We start from the raw sequence: 15,993 nt of genomic DNA, 5'->3' as shown, positions 1-15,993 counted from the left end.
GGGGGTTCAGGAACGTACGACCATCGCCGAGTTGAAACCGCCGTGGCCGCGGGCCAGAACCAGCGCTGCACGGACATCGGCTGCCCGCGCCTGCGCGCTGACCAGGTCAAGGCCGTACCGCTCGGCGGGCTCCGTGTGGACGGTCGGAGGTATCAGTCCTTCCTCCATGGAGAGGAAGGCGGTGGCGAGGTCCAGGGCGGCCGCGCCGGCGTACAGGCGGCCCGTCATCGTCTTGGGCGCCGTGACCGGGACACCTCGGTGACCGAACACGTCGACCAGCGTCTCCGCTTCGATCCGGTCGAGTTCGGGCTCGGCCGCGGCGTCCGCGAAGACCACGTCCACGTCCGAAGGCGCCAGACCGGCGTCCGCGAGGGCCAGCTCCACCGCCTTGCGCAGCCCCGGCTCGCGACCGTCGAAGGTGGCGGCGTATCCGGCGATCTCGCCGTACACCTTGGCCCCGCGGGCGCGGGCGGCATCGACGGCCTCCAGTATGAGCAGCGCACCACCTTCGCCCGGCACATGACCGGCTGCCCGGTCGTCGAAGGGCAGGTAGGCGCAGCTGGGTTCGTTCACCGTGCTCAGCCGGCCGCTGGTGTGCAGTCCCACCCAGCCCCACGAGCACAACAGGGCATCGACGGCTCCGGCGACCACGAGCGAGGTGCCCTTGCGGATCTGGCGCCTGGCCTGCGCCACCGCGTCCAGGCCGCCGGCGTGGTCGGTGACGACGACACCGCTGGGGCCCTTCATGCCGTTGCGGATGGAGATCTGGCCGGTGTTGACCGCGTAGAACCAGGCGAACGACTGGTACGCGCTCACGTACTCGCTGCCCTTGTTCCACAGGCTCTTCAGTTCGTTCTGGCTGAACTCGAAGCCGCCGGCCGAGCTGGCCGTGATGACGCCCATGTCGAAGGCCGGCAGGTCCGCTGGGCTGACCCCGGCATCGGCGAGTGCCCAGTCCGCCGCGACCAGCGAGAGCCGGGTGACCTGGTCGGTCTGCGGCATCAGGCGGCTGGGCAGATGCTCTGCCGCCGCGAAACCGTTGATCTCGCCGGCGAGCTTCGCAGGGTACGGTGCCGCTTCGAAGCGGGAGAGCGGGCCGATGCCGCTCTTGCCTACGCGGGTCGCACTCCAGTAGTCCTTTGTGCCGAGGCCGTTGGGGGCGGTGATCCCCAGGCCGGTCACCACCACTGAGGCGGTCATGCCGCGTTCCTTTCCGGTTGGGCCAACACCATCGCGCTCTGGAATCCGCCGAAGCCGCTGCCGACCGTGAGCACCGTGTCGACGATCTGGTCGCGTGCCGTCAGGGGGACGTAGTCGAGGTCGCACTCGGGGTCGGGTGTGTGCAGGTTCGCCGTCGGCGGGACGACGTTGTGCCGGATCGCCAGTACGGACGCCGCGATCTCGATCGAACCGATCGCTCCCAGCGAGTGCCCGACCATGGACTTGATGGAACTCACGGGGGTGCGGTACGCGTGGTCGCCGAGGCTTCGTTTGAAGGCGGCGGTCTCGTGCCGGTCGTTCTGCTTGGTGCCCGAGCCGTGCGCGTTGATGTAGTCGATCGCTGTGGGGTTCATCCGTGCCTCGTCCAGCGCGACCGTGATCGCCTCGGACATTTCGGCGCCGTCGGGGCGCAACCCCGTCATGTGGTAGGCGTTGCTGCGCGTCGCGTATCCCGCGATCTCGGCGTAGATGCGCGCGCCGCGCCGCTGTGCGCTGTCCAGTTCCTCCAGGACGAACACCGCCGCGCCTTCACCCAGCACGAAGCCGTTGCGGGTGCTGTCGAACGGCCGGGAGGCGTGCTCCGGCTCGTCGAAGCGAGGCGTGGTCGCCTTGATCGCGTCGAAGCAAGCCATCGTGATCGGCGAGATCGGCGCGTCGGTGGCCCCGGCGACCATGACGTCCGCCGCGCCCTCCCTGATGAGTTCCACGGCGTACCCGACGGAGTCGAGCCCAGACGTGCACCCGGCCGACACCACACTGCTCGGCCCCTGAGCACCCACGGCGCGGGCGACCTCCGCGGCGAAGGAACTCGGCACGAAGTAGTTGTAGAAGAAGGGGTCGGCGTAAGTGTGATCCACCAGATCCAGCCGCCCGCCGTCGCTGACGACGCGGTAGTCCTCGTCGAGGCTCATGGTGGCGCCCACCGCGCTCCCGATGGTGACACCGATCCGGTACGGGTCCAGCGCATCCGTCTCAAGACCGCTGTCGGCGACGGCACCGCGCGCCGCGACCACCGCGAACTGTGCAGCCCGGTCCATGCGCCGTACCTCGTGCGGGGTCAGGCCGTGCGCGTAGGGATCGAAGTCGATCTCCGCGGCCACGCGCGAGCGGAACTGTGTGGGGTCGAAGAAGGTGATACTCCGGGTGGCCGTGCGGCCTTCGCTCAGCAGGGACCAGAAGTTGTCGGTGCCCACACCGCCAGGGGCCAGCACCTCCATCCCCGTGACGACCACGCGACGCTCGCTCATGCCGCGACCTGCCAGGTGTAGAAGCGCGACGCCATGGCGTCGGAAGGTGAGCGCCAGGTCGCCGGGTCGAAAACGGTGATGTACGGCAACAGGTCCTGCTGGATCTTCACGAAGCGCGGATCCAATTTTGCCCGCTCGATCAGCTCACCGCCGTTGTCGGACTCGAAGTCCTGGATGTGGAAGTAGAGCCCTTTGTGGGCGAACAGCTGCCGGCGCCGCGTGCCCATCGTGTGCGGCAGTTCGGTGCCGGTGTCGAAGTCTGCGAACAACTTCGCGACGGTGTCGATGTCGGCCGGGGCGAGCCGGGCCACGATCACGGTGCTGTACATCAGGTGCGGATCGGTCACCGGCTGTCCGCGCCATTCGTAGAACCGGCGCGCGATCATGTCTGAAGGCGCGGTGCGGGTTGCCGGGTCGTGGATGTCGAGGAACGGGGCGAAAGCCTCGTCACTGCCGTGTTCCACGACCTCGGTCGAATTCTCGGCGGTGTGGTCCTGGAGGTGGATGTACACACCTTTGTACTCGAAGAGCTGGCGGCGCAGGAGATTCCGGGTACCGGACGTCTTACCGTCCAGCTTTGCAAAGGAGCCGGCGACCTGCTGAGTGGATCCGGGTTTGATCCGGGCGACGATGACACTGCTGTGCATATATCCTTCTCCGTAACGCAAGTCCACTGAATTCCGAATCGGTCTTCGGGAAGCCTGATGAGAAAGAGTCTTCCGGTGCGCGATACAGGTTTCAATACGGACAACTTCAGAACTCTGCACAGAACTCTGCACTCAGTGAGAAGTCTTCGTCAGGGATTCGTCAGAAGATTCCGAAACCGAGACGTCACCGCCTTTCTCACCGCATCATCACAGTTATGGATGAGATGGATTCGATCGCTGCGGTCAAACGCATGGAAGACATTATTCGACTACAGGCTCTGGTGGCACGATTCGCGCGTGCCGTCGACACTCGCGACTACGAGGCGCTGTCCACCGTATTCGTTCCGACTGTGACCATGAAATTGGCGCCGGACATCCGGATAGACGGCCGTGAGGCGTTGGCCGGCATGCTGCGCGACGACCTGATCTGGGCGGCCACCATGCACTCCATGACGAATGTGGTCCCCGAACCAGAGGGCGACAGCGCGACCGTCCACGCGAACGTCACGGCAGTGCATGTGAGCCGGGACGGGTCGGGCAGGCATTTCGATCTGGGTGCTCGCTACACCTTCACCGCAGTGCGGACCGAAGGGGCGTGGCTGCTGTCCCGGATCGAGATCGAACCCGTGTGGACGACGGGCGACGACGAGGGCATGCACAACGGCTGACCGACGGGGCGAAGCCGCGCCGGTCCCCTTCACCGCGGTGAAGGGGACCGGCGCGGCTCCTCAGGAGATCATTCCTCCGTGATGGACAGAGCCTTCGCGGGGCAGATGAAGGCCGCCTTGTGGGCGGCGGCCTCGTCGGCTCCCTGCGGGCGCTCGATCAGGACGCGGACCAGGCCTCGGTCGTCCTGATCAAACATCCTCGGCTCGGTCAGCACACACTGCCCGGCGCCGATGCAGCGGTCGTGATTCTTCTCGACCTTCATGGCCACCTCTTTCACCAGGTCACGGGGAGTTCGTACAGGCCGTAGACCAGCGCGTCGCTCTTGAAGCACAGTTCCTCGACCGGCACGGCCAGGCGCAGATCCGGCAGCCTCCGGAACAGTGTGTCGAACACGACCTGCAGTTCCATGCGGGCGAGGTTCTGCCCCAGGCACTGGTGCGGCCCGTAGCCGAAGGCCACGTGATGCCGCGCGTCCCTGGAGAAGTCGAGTTCCTCCGGATCGTCGAACATCGCGGGGTCGCGGTTCGCCGCGAAGGTCGAGGCGATGACGGCCTCGCCCTTGCGTATAAGGACGCCACCGATCTCGACGTCGTCCATCGCCAGCCGGTGCGCGCCGAAGTCGGGAATCGTGTAGAACCGCAGCAGCTCGTCGACGGCCTTCGGGGTCATCGAGGGATCCGCCTTGATCTCCGCGAGCAGTTGGGGCTTCGTCAGCATCGAGAACACGCCGAGATTGATCATGTTTGCCGTGGTCTCGTGCCCTGCCAGCAGCACCAGCAGGCACAGGCTGGCGAGCTGCGGTCGGTCGATACCGCCCTGTTGCCGCTGGAGTTCGATCTGTCGGCTGAGCAGGTCGTCGCCCGGATTGTCGATCTTCTCCTCGACCAGCTTGTCCATGTACTTGCGCAGCTCGATCGAGATGTTGATCCGGCCCTGTTCATCGGTGGTGCGGCGCAGCAGTACTTCGGCCAGCTCCATGAAGTACTCGTGGCCCTCGTAGGGCATGCCGAGGATCTCCGAGACCACCAGTGACGGAACCGGCAGGGAGAAGACCTGGTTCAGGTCGACGGGCTTCGGCAGCTTCAGCATGTCGTCGATGAATCCGTCGACGATCTCCTGGATCCGCGGTTTCATCGAGGCAACGCGCCGCACCGAAAATTCACTGATGACAGGCCGCCGTGCCGCCGAGTGGTCCGCACCGTCGAGGATGATCATGAATGGGGCGTGCTTGTTCAGTGCCGCGTTCTGTCCGGGCACCACGACCGGGAAATCCTTCTTACGGCGGTCCGAACTGAGCTTGGGATTAGCCATCACGGCCCGCACGTCTTCGTACTTGGTGACCAGCCAGGCTTTTCCGCCGTCCGGGAGGACCACCTGACTGACCGGAGACTCCTCCCGGAACTGCGTGTAGACCGGCGGAATTGCGAAAGGGCACGTGCGCTGAATGGGGAAGTTGACGAGCTCGTTGGTCTCGTCGATATCGGTGTTTGTCATGCGACCCCTCGATCGGAGTTTCCGCTTCTGCGAACTCACGATAACCGGGGAAGCTACAGGCCCGGGTTCAGCGAACGTCAATTCAATGGCAATGAATTGTCAGCGCATGCTGCGGAGTTTGAAGCCGACTCCACGGACGGTGACAATCCATTCCGGTCCGCCCAATTTGCCCCGGAGGCTGCTGACATGGGTGTCGACGGTACGGCGTGACCAGGATTCGCCCCAGACCTTGCGCATGATGGATTCCCGGGAGATCACCTGCCCCGGAGAGCTGGCCAGCAGCGCGAGCAGGTCGAATTCCTTGCGCGTCACTGCAATGGGCCGGCCGCTCACCTCGACCTCGCGTGAGTCGCTGTCGATCCGGAGCGGGCCGAGTTCGAGCACCGCCCCGCTGTCGGCGCACACCTCTGGGTACGGGGTGCGGCGCGCACGCCGCATCACAGCATCCAGCCGGGCCATGAGTTCCCGGAATCTGTAAGGCTTGATGACGTAGTCGTCCGCTCCGGCCTGCAGTGCGAGAACGCAGTCGAGTTCGGACGCCCGTGCGGTGACAGTGACGACCGGGGTGTCACTCACCACCCTGATCTCGCGGCACACTTCGAGGCCGTCCAGATCCGGAAGGTCGAGGTCGAGGAGCACGAGGTCCGCGGTCTCGAACCAGGCCAGCGCCTCGCCACCCGAGTTGACGGCATCGACCTGGTGACCATGACGCTCAAGCGCCGCACTGAGCGTCGTGCGATCGGTCTTGCTGCCTTCGACGACCAGGATCCGCCAGGCGTCCGAGATGTTTCGAACGGGCGCCGACGGCGCCGTCGCCGCACCGTCTCGGCTGCCTAAGGGTACTCGGACCGCCATATGGTGCTCGGTGCCACGGGTTTCGGATGTCTCCGGTCGAGAACTCGCTTCCATCTGCACTGATCGCATTGCTTCCCCCGTTGCTCAGTCCGGCGGGTTGCCGGTCCTCCATATCAGATCGAACGAAAGACGGGAAAGGCGCCAGCCCCGTTCGGCGCGCACCGCGTCGCCGGTGACACAGGTCCCGGAAACGTAGTGCGGTCGCATCTCGCCTTCTCGCTCATGGTGCACATGCACGGACGTCATATTGGCGCGAAGCGTCGCACGATCCCCCGTGACGCTCACGATCGACGGCGTGTTCACATGATGGGTTCTAGCCCACATCGCCAGCGCCCTCTGATGATATTCGACAAGACCGTCGATTCCCGTGTGCCGACTGACGGGGAACTCGATGACCACGTCTGCGGTGAAGAGTCCATTCGCCCACTCGTTGTCGAGTTTGTCGTAGTCGAGCCCGAGGACATAGCGGTCGAGTAATCTGCCTATTTCACTGTTCGCTGATCTCGTGTCCACCATTCCACCCTCCAGCTTCCCCGTTGATTACGCAAGCACAACTGGATCTATGTGATTGGCATCACCACGGATCGATTTCTGTGTGTCGACCCCGCCTGCAAACTTCATGAACTACATGGGTTCGTTAATTGTTCTTGACGTTCCGCATGCAGCCATCGCGACATCGAGGCCATGTCGATCACACCTGAGCTATTTCAAAACCGAACCAAGCTTGCGGGTGCGCATGCGGACGGCAAGGTCGACCCATCCATACCTCGTCAGGCGCATGCGCGGCGCATCGTCGACGCGCCCCCGGTATTGCCGCACCCGGGCAAGGTCAGCGTACACGAATCGGAGTCGCATCGGAATCGAAGTTGCTCTCTAAGTCTTGCGACTACGAATTTGTGGTGCCTCGTCCTTAGCTGTCGCAGGTCAAGGGGCTTTTCGGTCGATCAGGAGGGACACGGAGCGATCATGTGCGTCGGGGACGGCGGGCAGATGGCGCACCAGTCGGCGCAGCTCCCGGCTGCCCACCTCATCGAGGACGGTGTCGACACCGCTGCGCAGTGCTTCCTGTTCGGACGGATGGAGCCGTTCCATGCCGCGCAATTCGCAGCAGGGGGAGGCGACAGTCGCGCCAGGGGCACTTCGGCCGCCCCGGTAGACGGTGGCACGGTCCCGATCCCATTCGCGCAGGGCGCATTCGGCGGCGGGGTCCAGGTGGAAGACGAGCTGCCCGTGCCCGTCGTGGCGGCACAGTTCGAGGCGGCCCGGCCGGCCGGGCATGAGCCGCAGTCCGGGGACGCCGACCAACTGCTCGCCGACATGCACGACGGCGGGGGTGAGCCGGTGGACGAGGTAGCCGACGAGGGATGGTTCCGCGTCCACGTGCAGACAGACCGGGCCTGCCGAAGCCGCCCGCAGGCCCAGTACCCCGTCGTCCAGGGGCTCGACGTCCCGGGCATACTCGATCAACACCTCCAGAACACGGCGCTCGAGGCCCGACTGCCCCTTGCATGCCGCCGGAGGGGCTTGGCAGCTCTGTGGTTGTGCGGCGCGGTACACATCGACGACCCGCTGCTTGAACCACGTGAGCCTCATGCCGCCCTACCTTCTTTCGCACGGCCCGGTTCTTCGCGGCGACGGGGTGCCGCGAAGCCGGGCAGGGATGGGTTTCATGCCGACTGCCGTCCACAGGTGAAGAAGCCCGGGAACGCGGACCTGGTCTCGCTCGACCGGCTCTCCCCCGCACCAGGAGCTTCACACCTGCCCAGCCGTCGCTGTCAGCAGCTCATCGCGTCAGGAAGCCTCCCAGCCGTAGAAGCGGCTCGCGTTGCCGTCCGTCGTCAGCTCCTGGAAGGCGAGCTGCGACAGGTCCTGGAGCACCTTGCACCAGATGTCTGATGCGGCCTTATGCGCAATATCCGCGCCATTGATACCTGCGTGGTCCTGGATGTGGATGCACAGATCCTTGAAGGCGAACAGCTGCCGCCGACGGATTCCCAGCAATTGGGCGGTGGCGTCGAACTCCCGGAAGGTCTTCTGGACGTCAAGAATTGCGTCCGGGTCCATCCGGGTGATGGTGACAGTGGTCCCCGTCGGCCCCGGGTCCTCGACCTGCTCGCCCTCCCAGCCGTAGAAGCAGGATGCCGCGGAATCGGCCGGGGATTTCCACGTCTCGGGTTCATAGGGCGCGACGAACGGCTGGAGATCGATCGAAAGCTGAGCCATCCGCGGGTCGGACTTGACCTTTTCCAGCGCGGCCGGGTCGGACTTCTCGACGAAGTCGTACAGGTGGACCGAGATGTCATGGTGAATGAACAGCTGGCGGCGGTGCAGTCCGATCAGGCCCGGGATCTCCGTGCTGTCGAATTCGGCCATAAGCCTCGAAACCTCAGGAATGGAGTTCCGATCCATCTTCGAGACGGTAACCATGCTGCGCATGTTCATCCCTTCCTCGTGGGAGAGTATCGGTTTTCTGCTACGCGACCGGCGCGGTCTCCGACTCGGGCAGTTTTGTGTCGGATTCGCCAGTGCGGCTCTTGGTGGCGACCGCCGACAGGAGGAGACCGAGAAACGCGATTCCGGCACAGACGACCATCAGAAGGTCCATGCCGCTCATGAAGGCCGTTTTGACGTGGTGGAGCATCGACTGGTCACCGAGTGAATTGGCGACGGCCACGCCGGGCCCGACGCCGTCGGAGATCGGCTTGTGGTTGAGCGTGCCGAGTTCGGAGTGGTACCGAGTGGACAGAACCGTGCCGAGCACGGCCACGCCGGTGGTGCCGGCGGCCTGACGCAGGGCCGACAGCAGGGCCGATCCGGCACCCGCCCGCTCGGGGGTGAGCGCGCCCACGGCCAGGGCCATGGAGGTGGGCAGCACCAGGCCGATTCCGAGGCCGACGATGACCATCCAGGTGGCGACGAACCCGTACGAGGTGTGTAGGTCGGTCGACGCGCCGAGTCCCATCCCGACCGCGAGAGTTCCGAAGCCGATCACCAGGGTCAGCTTGATGCCGATCTTGTCGCGCAGGCCCTCCAGGAGATTCGAGGCCACCAGCAGGCCACCGATCATCGGGAGCATGCGCAGGCCGCTGCCGAGCGAATCGACGCCGAGTACCGACTGGAAGTACAGCGGGATGGTGAAGAACAGGCCGAACATCGCGAAGGCGTTGGTCAACTGGAAGAAGGTGCCCAGGCGGAATCCGTGATCCCCGAAGAGATTGAGATCCGCGAGGGCGTGTTCCCGGGTTCGTTCCCAGGCGACGAAGCCCGCGATCAGGACGAGGCCCAGCGCGAAGGTCACCCAGGCTGTGCCGTTCCCCCAGCCCTTGTCGCCGAACCGGATCAGACCGTAGGTGAGACCGACCAGGCCGGCCGCCGAGAGCACCACGCTGACCAGGTCGATGGGCCGACGGATCTGGCTGCGGGTCTCCGGCACCAGCAGGCCCACCGCGAGCGCCCCGATGACAACGGTCGGAATGTTCACCAGGAAAACCGAGCCCCACCAGAAGTGGTTGAGCAGCAGGCCGCCGACGATGGGGCCCAGCGGCATTCCGAGTGTCACCGCCGTGATCCACACGGTGGTGGCACGACCGCGTTCCGCCGGGTCGGGGAACAACACCGGGATCATTCCCATCGACAGGGACATCAGCACTGACGCCGCGACACCGAGCAGTACGCGGGCCAGGATCAGTTCGCCCGACGACGAGGCGAACGCGCACCAGACCGAGGCGACGCCGAACAGAGCCAGGGCCCCGAACACGAACTTCTTCCGCCCGAACCGGTCGCCGAGCGCACCGGCCGGCAGCATGACGCCCGCCAGCGTCAGCGTGTAGGCCGTGCTGAACCACTGGAGCGCGGCAGTGCCGGCGTGCAGGTCGCGGGCAAGCGTGGGCAGGGCGATGTTGAGCACCGTCATGTCGAGCCCGACGGTCAGCATCGCGAGAGCGAGTGCGCCGAGGGCTAGCCATCGGCGCGTGGCTGTTACTTCCACGAGTTCCCCAAAATTCCGAAGTGACTACGAGTTCAGAGTAGATATGAAGTTATGGTGCATGTCAATACCGAGGGGCTCAACTTCCGGACCGGCGCTGGAAGGGGTAGCTCTCAGAGCTGCATGATCTTGTGACGTCGCACGTCAAACGGGGTGTGGCCCGATGTGGCGAGGCTCCGCCAGGTCGAGCGGGCAGGCCGCGAGGGCGGCGACGCCGGGGTTGGCTGACGGACCCGCGACCGCAGGCACTGGTCTCCGACCAGCCTCTTCTCGCTGACGATCACAGACAGATCGCGATCGGCCCTGTACGCTCACTCGGCGGAAAGGCGCCGCTGATTCCGCGCCGAGTACAATCTGAACACTCGCATCTTTGCAGGTCAGAGGTCCTTTTCGAGCGCCGGTGAGCCTGCTTGCCCGTTCCGCTGGAAAAGTTTGGGCCGGTCGGGGTCGTCGCCGGACAATTGGAGCAAGACGTCCCTAGATTGCGAGAGGGTGCCTGAGTGTCGGGACTGCGAGAACGGAAGAAGGCGCAGACGCGAAAGCGCCTGGCGGACACCGCGTTCACCTTGTTCCGCGAGCGCGGGTTCGAGAACGTGACCGTTGCAGAGATCGCTGACGCCGCGGAAGTGGCTGTGAGCACACTGTTTGCCTACTTCCCCTGCAAGGAGGCGCTGGTCTTCGACGCGGAGGACGAGTACGAGCGCGCGTTGACGGCAGCTGTGCGCGACCGCGACCCCGGCGTCTCGATGCTGGACGCGCTGGAGGCGTACCTGGTGCCTGCGGCGTTGCCCGTAGCGGACGGCCCGTCCGGCGAGGACTTTGTCGAACTCGTCAAATCCACACCGGCGTTGCTGGAGTACGCCGGACGGGTGCGGCGTCACTGGGAGGCGAGCCTTGCCGCCACGCTCGCACAGGAGGCCGGGCGCCCCGAGCGCGACCTGCTCGCGACGACGCTCGCCCGCTTTGTGCTGGACGCCAACTTCCTCGCCATCTATGGCGATTACTCACTGGCAGATCTGAAGGCGGTCTTCGAGCGGTTGCGGTACGGCTGGGCGGATTTCGGGACCAAGGCCAACCGGAAGACCGCAGCCGTCGCCGCGGAGTAGGAACGCGTACCTGGGACCCGCGTCTCCGGCCCGCCCGGCCAATGCCGTGTGGCAGACGGGAGTTGTTAGCCACCGTTCATGTCGATGGGGCCTGCGGGACGTCTGACGGATCTGGTTTCGCTGGGGGCGTTGACGTCGCTGGTGCCGCGCGGCTTGCTGGATGAGGCGATCGAAGCCCACGGTTGCCACCGGGTCGTATCCCTGCTGATCGCGTTGTGCCTGGTCCCCGACGACGACTACGAGGAGGTAGCCGGGAAGCTGACTGGGATGCTCGAGGCGGTGCCGGGCGCACGGTGGCAGGCCCTGTCGCGCGGTCCGATCACCCGGGCCAGGTAGCGGCTCGGGCCTGATGTGCTGCGCGAGATCATCACCTACCTGGCGAGGTCGACGGCGACCTCAGCGACGCCCGGGGCCGGGCGGTGGCGGCTGCTGGCGATCGACGGGTTCGTGCTGGACCTGCGCGACACCGCGGCGCATGTCGCCGAGTTCGGCCGTGGGCACGGCGGCGACGCGACTGTCTACCCGCAGGCCCGCGTGGTGGCGATCAGCGAGTGCACCCCCCACGCTCTGCCGCCGCTGACGGGGCCGGCTGCTGGGCGGGCGAGTAGACCTCGGCCTACTCGCTGTACGAGCACCTGGCCCCAACATGCTGCTGCCGGCCGACCGCGGCTTCTACAGTTTCTATACCTGGGAGCAGGCCCCGCCGATCCGCACGCAGCTGCTGTGGCGGGTGCAGGCCAACCTCCACTTCGACCACCACCTACCTGATCCCCTCGACGGGTCGTGGCTGGCGTTGGCCTCCCGCGCAGGCCAACGCCAGCCACGCAAGCGGCTGCAGCGCGCCGCAGCCCGGGCCGGGCAGATGCCGTCGTGGTGCGAGTGGTGCAGCATGTGGTCCTCGACCAGGGCGGTGAGGAGTTCCCGCTCGTCACCAGCATCCGCGATCCTGCCGATGCCTCCACAGAGCAGTTGGCTCGTGTGTGGCGCACTGCGGAGCGGGCGTACCAGGAGATCTGGTCCTACCTGCTGACGCACTGGGCGGTCTCCGCGCTGATCTCGATCCGGACCGGATCAAGTTCCTCGGCACCCTCCGCATCGTCCACCGCTCGGTCACCCTCCCACCTGAGTGCCACACGGCGCTCCTGCCGGGGTGTTGGAACGCATCGCAGGCCCCCGCAACCCTCGACACCGCCACCGCAGTTGCCCGCGCACGGTGAAGCGTCGACACCACAACAGCTGTCCCGAACGTCGAGGCCCAGCCCGAGGCACCCGCCACAGCGGACCGCGGACCGTCGCGTTCCTCCCCTCACCAAAGCGCCCAAGATCGCCTGCTATCTACTAATCGGCATGGGGCCTGCATGGGACCAGGGCCGCACCCGCGGGTTTTTCCCATCAAGTCTTGGCCAGCATAAATCCCACACCCCGCACCGAAACTATCAGGCCACGGTCGCCCAGCTTGGATCTCAGATTGCTCACGTGTGTGTCGATGGTGCGCTGAGACAGGGAATTCCCCCATACTTCGCCGACTATCTTGTCTCGCGAGATGACTTTCCCGGGATTCCTCGCGAGGAGAAGTAGAAGTTCGAATTCTTTGAGCGTTAGTCTCGGGGAGTGCCCGCTATAATTCACTTCCCGTTTCTGTATGTCAATTATCAGCTGCCCCCTTTCTAACCGAGAAGGCGTCTGCCTGCAGGCGTGGGCCCGCCGCATGACCGCACCGATCCGTGCCACGAGTTCACGGATCCCGTACGGCCGCGCCAGGTAGTCGTCGCCGCCGGCCCGCAAGGCCAGCACGGTGTCCAGCTCCGAGGCGGTGGAGCCGATGAAGATGACGGGAGTGTCGGTGACGGCACGGAGCAACTGGCACACATGGAGCCCGTCAAGATCTTTCAGTTTCGTTCCGAGCAGTATGAGGTCGGATTCCGTGGCCCTCTCCAGCGCCTCCTGGCCGCTTTCCACGGCTCGCACGTGTTGTCCGCTCCGGCATAGCTCGGCCACGAGGATCTCCCTGTTCTCCTCGTCACTCTCCGCGACGAGGATGGTCCAGGGACCCGTCTCCTCGCACGTCTGCTCCTGCGCTGCGGACAACGCCGCTAACGGCAAGTCCATAGGTATCTCCCTGAAATCCTTATAGCAAATTAATAAACCTAGCCCCACATGGGCTCGCGCCCGCTGCAACGGTATTCCCGGCGCGCACGGGGCATAGGAAACGGTGCGGTGAACCGTGACCGAGCAGTCATCCAAGGCCGCCTCCAAGAAGGTTTGCGCAAATCCAGCTTTCGGTCCCCGGTTAGTCGCTAGATTTCGGCTTTTCCTTCAGTGCGCCTGTGCGGCGCAGACGCACTTCGAAGAGTCGTCGAAGGGTTGCCGCGCCACACGTCCGCCGGTGGGCAGTCGGCGTGACGCTCGGGCATCGACTTGACAGGCTTTCTGAATCTGGCAGCGGCAGCTGGACAGGTGCGGCCGGGGATAGCACTCGTTTTACCGCAGTTGATCCCACTGCAGCACCGAAGCCAACATAAGCAGCGGATTCTGATGACTCGGCCCCGGCGTCGCTCCGTTAACCCCTTTTTGGGCTGACAGTTCCCCTAGCCTGACTCATTACGGATGGATCGCTTTCCCGAGCGACGTCCGAGGCTGGACAGGGACTGGGACAGCCGCCGTCAGACAGCGCACGAGCCACCCATAAGGTGGCGCCCCCCATGTGCGCCGGGAGCCGGGCCGGCCGTGACGAGGCATTGCCTCCTAGGACCGCCACGAATGGTCGCAGCGGCCGCCATCCCGACGCGTACGGGCCCTGGCAGTGATTCTCCGGATACCCTTACGCGTCTTGTTGAGTTGCCGGGAAATATCCGCGGTGACCTGCATGGATTCCTCGAACTGCTCAAGGAGGTCGGGGGCGGTCGCAACCCATTCGTCACCCAGCGCGTACCGCTCCCCAATCGCCTTGCACACGACGACAATCTCCGCCATCAAGCAATGAAATTCAGCCACATCCGCTTTGGTGAAGTCCTCGCCGGTCAGTTGAAGCACCGTCAGAACAGTTGGCGCACGCATACGCAAGTCTCCGATTCAAAGATTGAAAAACAAACGGATCATGTTGCGTCCGTCAGGAGTAGTCGCCCGTCGGACACGGCTCCACTCGCCAGGATCGTGCTAGGCGCAATGCGCCATGTCAACGATCGTTTTCGGCTAAAGGATCGTTGAAACCGTGCGGTGTGCAACGCCCGCTGGTGTTGCACACCTGGGCGTTCAGACGACACAGCCCGGCTCTACCGGCGCTGCCTGACGCGACGGACTCGACCGCGTCCCATTCCGCGAACTTCGCGGGGTAGGTCACAGGCCGCGCCGACGGTGACCGGCCCAGCCATGCGCCTTGGCGGGCCAGCTCAGGATCAAGCCCACGGCCGCCTCGAGCGCCTCCTGCCAGCGGCGGTTCCTGCGTTCCGAACTCTGCGCCAACAACGCTTGTCGTGACAGATGTCGAGTAGCCACGAGGGGCTCGCGACGTCCTGTCGGCACGAGCGGACCGATGTGCAGCGAGCCCTTTTCGGCGATAAATGATCGTTGAGGCCTGTGACCTGCGCACTGTAAGGTGCCATGCACGGACCAAGCCAATCCCCCCGTAGTCTGGGAGTATCGCAGTGGGCTCTGCCTCACCCCTGCCGATGACGCTTGCGCGTCTCGAGGCACTGCTCAAAGAACGAAGCATGCAGCGATCGCAACTGCTCAACATCAGGGAACTAGCGGCCAAGACGGCGCTGCCCGAAGACACCATCGCCGTCCTGTTGGAAGGCGGTCAAATTCCGGCCGACACCGTTGCTGCCCGGGTCAGCGCACGCATTAAGACCCTCGCAGATGCCTACTTGGCACGCACCGGAAAGCCCATGTCGGACCTGGCTGGCAGCATTTCCCGACAGCTAGGTGTTTCCTCTTTCTGGGCACGCCAGGTGTGCTCGGGCGACAAAGTGCCCAGTGTTGAACTGCTGCACGGTCTGGTGGGATTCTTCGGGGTCGAGGGGGGCGAGGCGTTCTTCACCGCGCCAGCTGCTGAGGCTCTCAACCGCGTACTGCTGCCCATGTTGGCCGCACTGCAGCAGACGTCAGGGAGGCCGGAGGTCGATGGTTCGGCCACTTCGCCGGCAGAGCGCGAAGTGGCGGTGCCCTCACCCCGGGAGGCGGACGCCGAGAACCCGCCGAGGGCTGCACAGCCGCCGTCCGCCGTCTCGGAGCTCTCGGCGAGACTGAACCGCCTTTTCGCGGCCATGCACCCGAGGGGGCGTGAGACGTACACCTCGCACGAGGTTGCCGAGACAATCACTGCGCGCGGGGTCAAGATCACAGCAGCACAAGTCGAGGAGCTGCGACTCGGCACTTGGACTTCGCCGAGTCCTGAGCAACTCGATGCGCTCGCCAGCTTCTTCGGCGTATCCGTCGGCTACTTCGTCAACGACGAAGTAGCTTCTCAGGTCTCCGCGGATCTCAACCTGGTGGAGACACTGAAGTCCCAGGGCATCGGCCCCCGCCAGATCGCTCTACGGGCAGTCGCCGACCTGGACGAGGAGGCGCTTGCTGCCCTTGTCCCGGTGATCCAGCACCTGCAGCGGGCAAGCAAGAGGCAACGGATGTGAGCTGCTGGTAGGGCGGCATTTGGAGATGCGCCACTGCAGCCAACCGGGTTGGGTCCGGCGGTTCATTCGGGCTTCCACTGCTGCCGTGCGAGAGAGCCGCCGCGGTGGCGAGGGGGAGTACGAGAGTGGTCTTTGTTC

The 15,993-nt window shown here is 65.1% G+C and carries 16 protein-coding genes and 1 pseudogene; 4 read left to right on the top strand and 13 right to left on the bottom strand.

Annotated elements, in window-relative coordinates:
• Positions 1–6: 6 nt before the first annotated feature.
• The 4 genes and pseudogenes from AB5L52_RS14780 to AB5L52_RS14765 all read right to left on the bottom strand — a co-directional run.
• A complete protein-coding gene (locus AB5L52_RS14780; RefSeq protein WP_351573962.1) occupies positions 7–1,200 on the bottom strand; it encodes a ketosynthase chain-length factor in 1,194 nt (397 codons plus the stop codon).
• Positions 1,197–2,468: a beta-ketoacyl synthase gene (locus tag AB5L52_RS14775; protein ID WP_369364421.1), complete on the bottom strand. Its 1,272-nt coding sequence runs from the start codon at positions 2,466–2,468 to the stop codon at positions 1,197–1,199. Before AB5L52_RS14775 ends, AB5L52_RS14780 begins: the two co-directional genes overlap by 4 nt.
• Positions 2,465–2,797, bottom strand: a complete 333-nt coding sequence (locus AB5L52_RS14770; RefSeq protein ID WP_369368878.1) for a TcmI family type II polyketide cyclase — start codon at positions 2,795–2,797, stop codon at positions 2,465–2,467. Before AB5L52_RS14770 ends, AB5L52_RS14775 begins: the two co-directional genes overlap by 4 nt.
• Positions 2,798–2,839: 42 nt before the next feature.
• Positions 2,840–3,115: pseudogene (locus tag AB5L52_RS14765) on the bottom strand (TcmI family type II polyketide cyclase); the annotation flags it as partial.
• Between the two features lie 215 nt (positions 3,116–3,330).
• Here AB5L52_RS14765 and AB5L52_RS14760 point away from each other — a divergent pair.
• A complete protein-coding gene (locus tag AB5L52_RS14760; protein ID WP_351766873.1) occupies positions 3,331–3,783 on the top strand; it encodes a nuclear transport factor 2 family protein in 453 nt (150 codons plus the stop codon).
• Between the two features lie 68 nt (positions 3,784–3,851).
• Here AB5L52_RS14760 and AB5L52_RS14755 read toward each other — a convergent pair whose 3' ends face one another.
• The 7 genes from AB5L52_RS14755 to AB5L52_RS14725 form a co-directional block, all read right to left on the bottom strand.
• Positions 3,852–4,046 carry a ferredoxin gene (locus AB5L52_RS14755; RefSeq protein ID WP_369364419.1) on the bottom strand — a complete coding sequence of 65 codons (195 nt, stop codon included), beginning with the start codon at positions 4,044–4,046 and terminating at the stop codon, positions 3,852–3,854.
• An 11-nt stretch (positions 4,047–4,057) separates the two neighbouring features.
• On the bottom strand, positions 4,058–5,359 hold the full coding sequence (locus AB5L52_RS14750) for a cytochrome P450 (protein WP_369364417.1): 1,302 nt from the start codon (positions 5,357–5,359) through the stop codon (positions 4,058–4,060).
• Positions 5,360–5,377: 18 nt separating this feature from the next.
• Entirely contained in the window at positions 5,378–6,133 is a 756-nt protein-coding gene (locus AB5L52_RS14745; protein ID WP_369364415.1) for a response regulator transcription factor, read from the bottom strand.
• Positions 6,134–6,217: 84 nt separating this feature from the next.
• Positions 6,218–6,649 carry a nuclear transport factor 2 family protein gene (locus AB5L52_RS14740; RefSeq protein WP_369364413.1) on the bottom strand — a complete coding sequence of 144 codons (432 nt, stop codon included), beginning with the start codon at positions 6,647–6,649 and terminating at the stop codon, positions 6,218–6,220.
• Between the two features lie 408 nt (positions 6,650–7,057).
• The gene (locus AB5L52_RS14735; protein WP_369364412.1) at positions 7,058–7,726 is read right to left on the bottom strand and encodes a hypothetical protein; all 669 of its coding nucleotides are present in this window, start codon (positions 7,724–7,726) and stop codon (positions 7,058–7,060) included.
• Between the two features lie 198 nt (positions 7,727–7,924).
• Entirely contained in the window at positions 7,925–8,569 is a 645-nt protein-coding gene (locus AB5L52_RS14730) for a TcmI family type II polyketide cyclase (RefSeq protein WP_369364410.1), read from the bottom strand.
• A 37-nt stretch (positions 8,570–8,606) separates the two neighbouring features.
• Complete coding sequence (locus AB5L52_RS14725) at positions 8,607–10,121, bottom strand: MFS transporter (RefSeq protein WP_369364408.1); 1,515 nt, start codon at positions 10,119–10,121, stop codon at positions 8,607–8,609.
• A gap of 497 nt (positions 10,122–10,618) precedes the next feature.
• Here AB5L52_RS14725 and AB5L52_RS14720 point away from each other — a divergent pair, with 497 nt between their 5' ends.
• The gene (locus tag AB5L52_RS14720) at positions 10,619–11,224 is read left to right on the top strand and encodes a TetR family transcriptional regulator (protein ID WP_351579193.1); all 606 of its coding nucleotides are present in this window, start codon (positions 10,619–10,621) and stop codon (positions 11,222–11,224) included.
• Positions 11,225–11,302: 78 nt separating this feature from the next.
• Complete coding sequence (locus tag AB5L52_RS14715) at positions 11,303–11,560, top strand: transposase domain-containing protein (protein WP_351579195.1); 258 nt, start codon at positions 11,303–11,305, stop codon at positions 11,558–11,560.
• Positions 11,561–12,616: 1,056 nt separating this feature from the next.
• Here AB5L52_RS14715 and AB5L52_RS14710 read toward each other — a convergent pair.
• The gene (locus tag AB5L52_RS14710) at positions 12,617–13,333 is read right to left on the bottom strand and encodes a response regulator transcription factor (protein ID WP_369364406.1); all 717 of its coding nucleotides are present in this window, start codon (positions 13,331–13,333) and stop codon (positions 12,617–12,619) included.
• A gap of 636 nt (positions 13,334–13,969) precedes the next feature.
• Positions 13,970–14,257 carry a hypothetical protein gene (locus tag AB5L52_RS14705; RefSeq protein WP_369364404.1) on the bottom strand — a complete coding sequence of 96 codons (288 nt, stop codon included), beginning with the start codon at positions 14,255–14,257 and terminating at the stop codon, positions 13,970–13,972.
• A 635-nt stretch (positions 14,258–14,892) separates the two neighbouring features.
• Between AB5L52_RS14705 and AB5L52_RS14700 the strand changes: the two genes are divergently transcribed.
• The gene (locus tag AB5L52_RS14700; protein ID WP_351579204.1) at positions 14,893–15,855 is read left to right on the top strand and encodes a hypothetical protein; all 963 of its coding nucleotides are present in this window, start codon (positions 14,893–14,895) and stop codon (positions 15,853–15,855) included.
• Positions 15,856–15,993: the final 138 nt, after the last annotated feature.

The organism is Streptomyces sp. CG4 (genome assembly GCF_041080655.1).
In the GTDB taxonomy this organism is placed as follows: Bacteria; Actinomycetota; Actinomycetes; order Streptomycetales; family Streptomycetaceae; genus Streptomyces.
Note: the sequence above shows the minus strand (reverse complement) of the source record. Positions and strands in the feature narration are given on the sequence as shown.

Bases quoted from the DNA above. Each gene is read 5' to 3' on its own strand.
- AB5L52_RS14770 (WP_369368878.1), bottom strand. From the start codon at position 2,797: ATGTACAGCACCGTGATCGTGGCCCGGCTCGCCCCGGCCGACATCGAC.
- AB5L52_RS14775 (WP_369364421.1), bottom strand. From the start codon at position 2,468: ATGAGCGAGCGTCGCGTGGTCGTCACGGGGATGGAGGTGCTGGCCCCT.
- AB5L52_RS14755 (WP_369364419.1), bottom strand. From the start codon at position 4,046: ATGAAGGTCGAGAAGAATCACGACCGCTGCATCGGCGCCGGGCAGTGT.
- AB5L52_RS14700 (WP_351579204.1), top strand. From the start codon at position 14,893: ATGACGCTTGCGCGTCTCGAGGCACTGCTCAAAGAACGAAGCATGCAG.
- AB5L52_RS14730 (WP_369364410.1), bottom strand. From the start codon at position 8,569: ATGCGCAGCATGGTTACCGTCTCGAAGATGGATCGGAACTCCATTCCT.
- AB5L52_RS14740 (WP_369364413.1), bottom strand. From the start codon at position 6,649: ATGGTGGACACGAGATCAGCGAACAGTGAAATAGGCAGATTACTCGAC.
- AB5L52_RS14745 (WP_369364415.1), bottom strand. From the start codon at position 6,133: ATGGCGGTCCGAGTACCCTTAGGCAGCCGAGACGGTGCGGCGACGGCG.
- AB5L52_RS14735 (WP_369364412.1), bottom strand. From the start codon at position 7,726: ATGAGGCTCACGTGGTTCAAGCAGCGGGTCGTCGATGTGTACCGCGCC.
- AB5L52_RS14710 (WP_369364406.1), bottom strand. From the start codon at position 13,333: ATGGACTTGCCGTTAGCGGCGTTGTCCGCAGCGCAGGAGCAGACGTGC.
- AB5L52_RS14780 (WP_351573962.1), bottom strand. From the start codon at position 1,200: ATGACCGCCTCAGTGGTGGTGACCGGCCTGGGGATCACCGCCCCCAAC.
- AB5L52_RS14760 (WP_351766873.1), top strand. From the start codon at position 3,331: ATGGATGAGATGGATTCGATCGCTGCGGTCAAACGCATGGAAGACATT.
- AB5L52_RS14715 (WP_351579195.1), top strand. From the start codon at position 11,303: ATGTCGATGGGGCCTGCGGGACGTCTGACGGATCTGGTTTCGCTGGGG.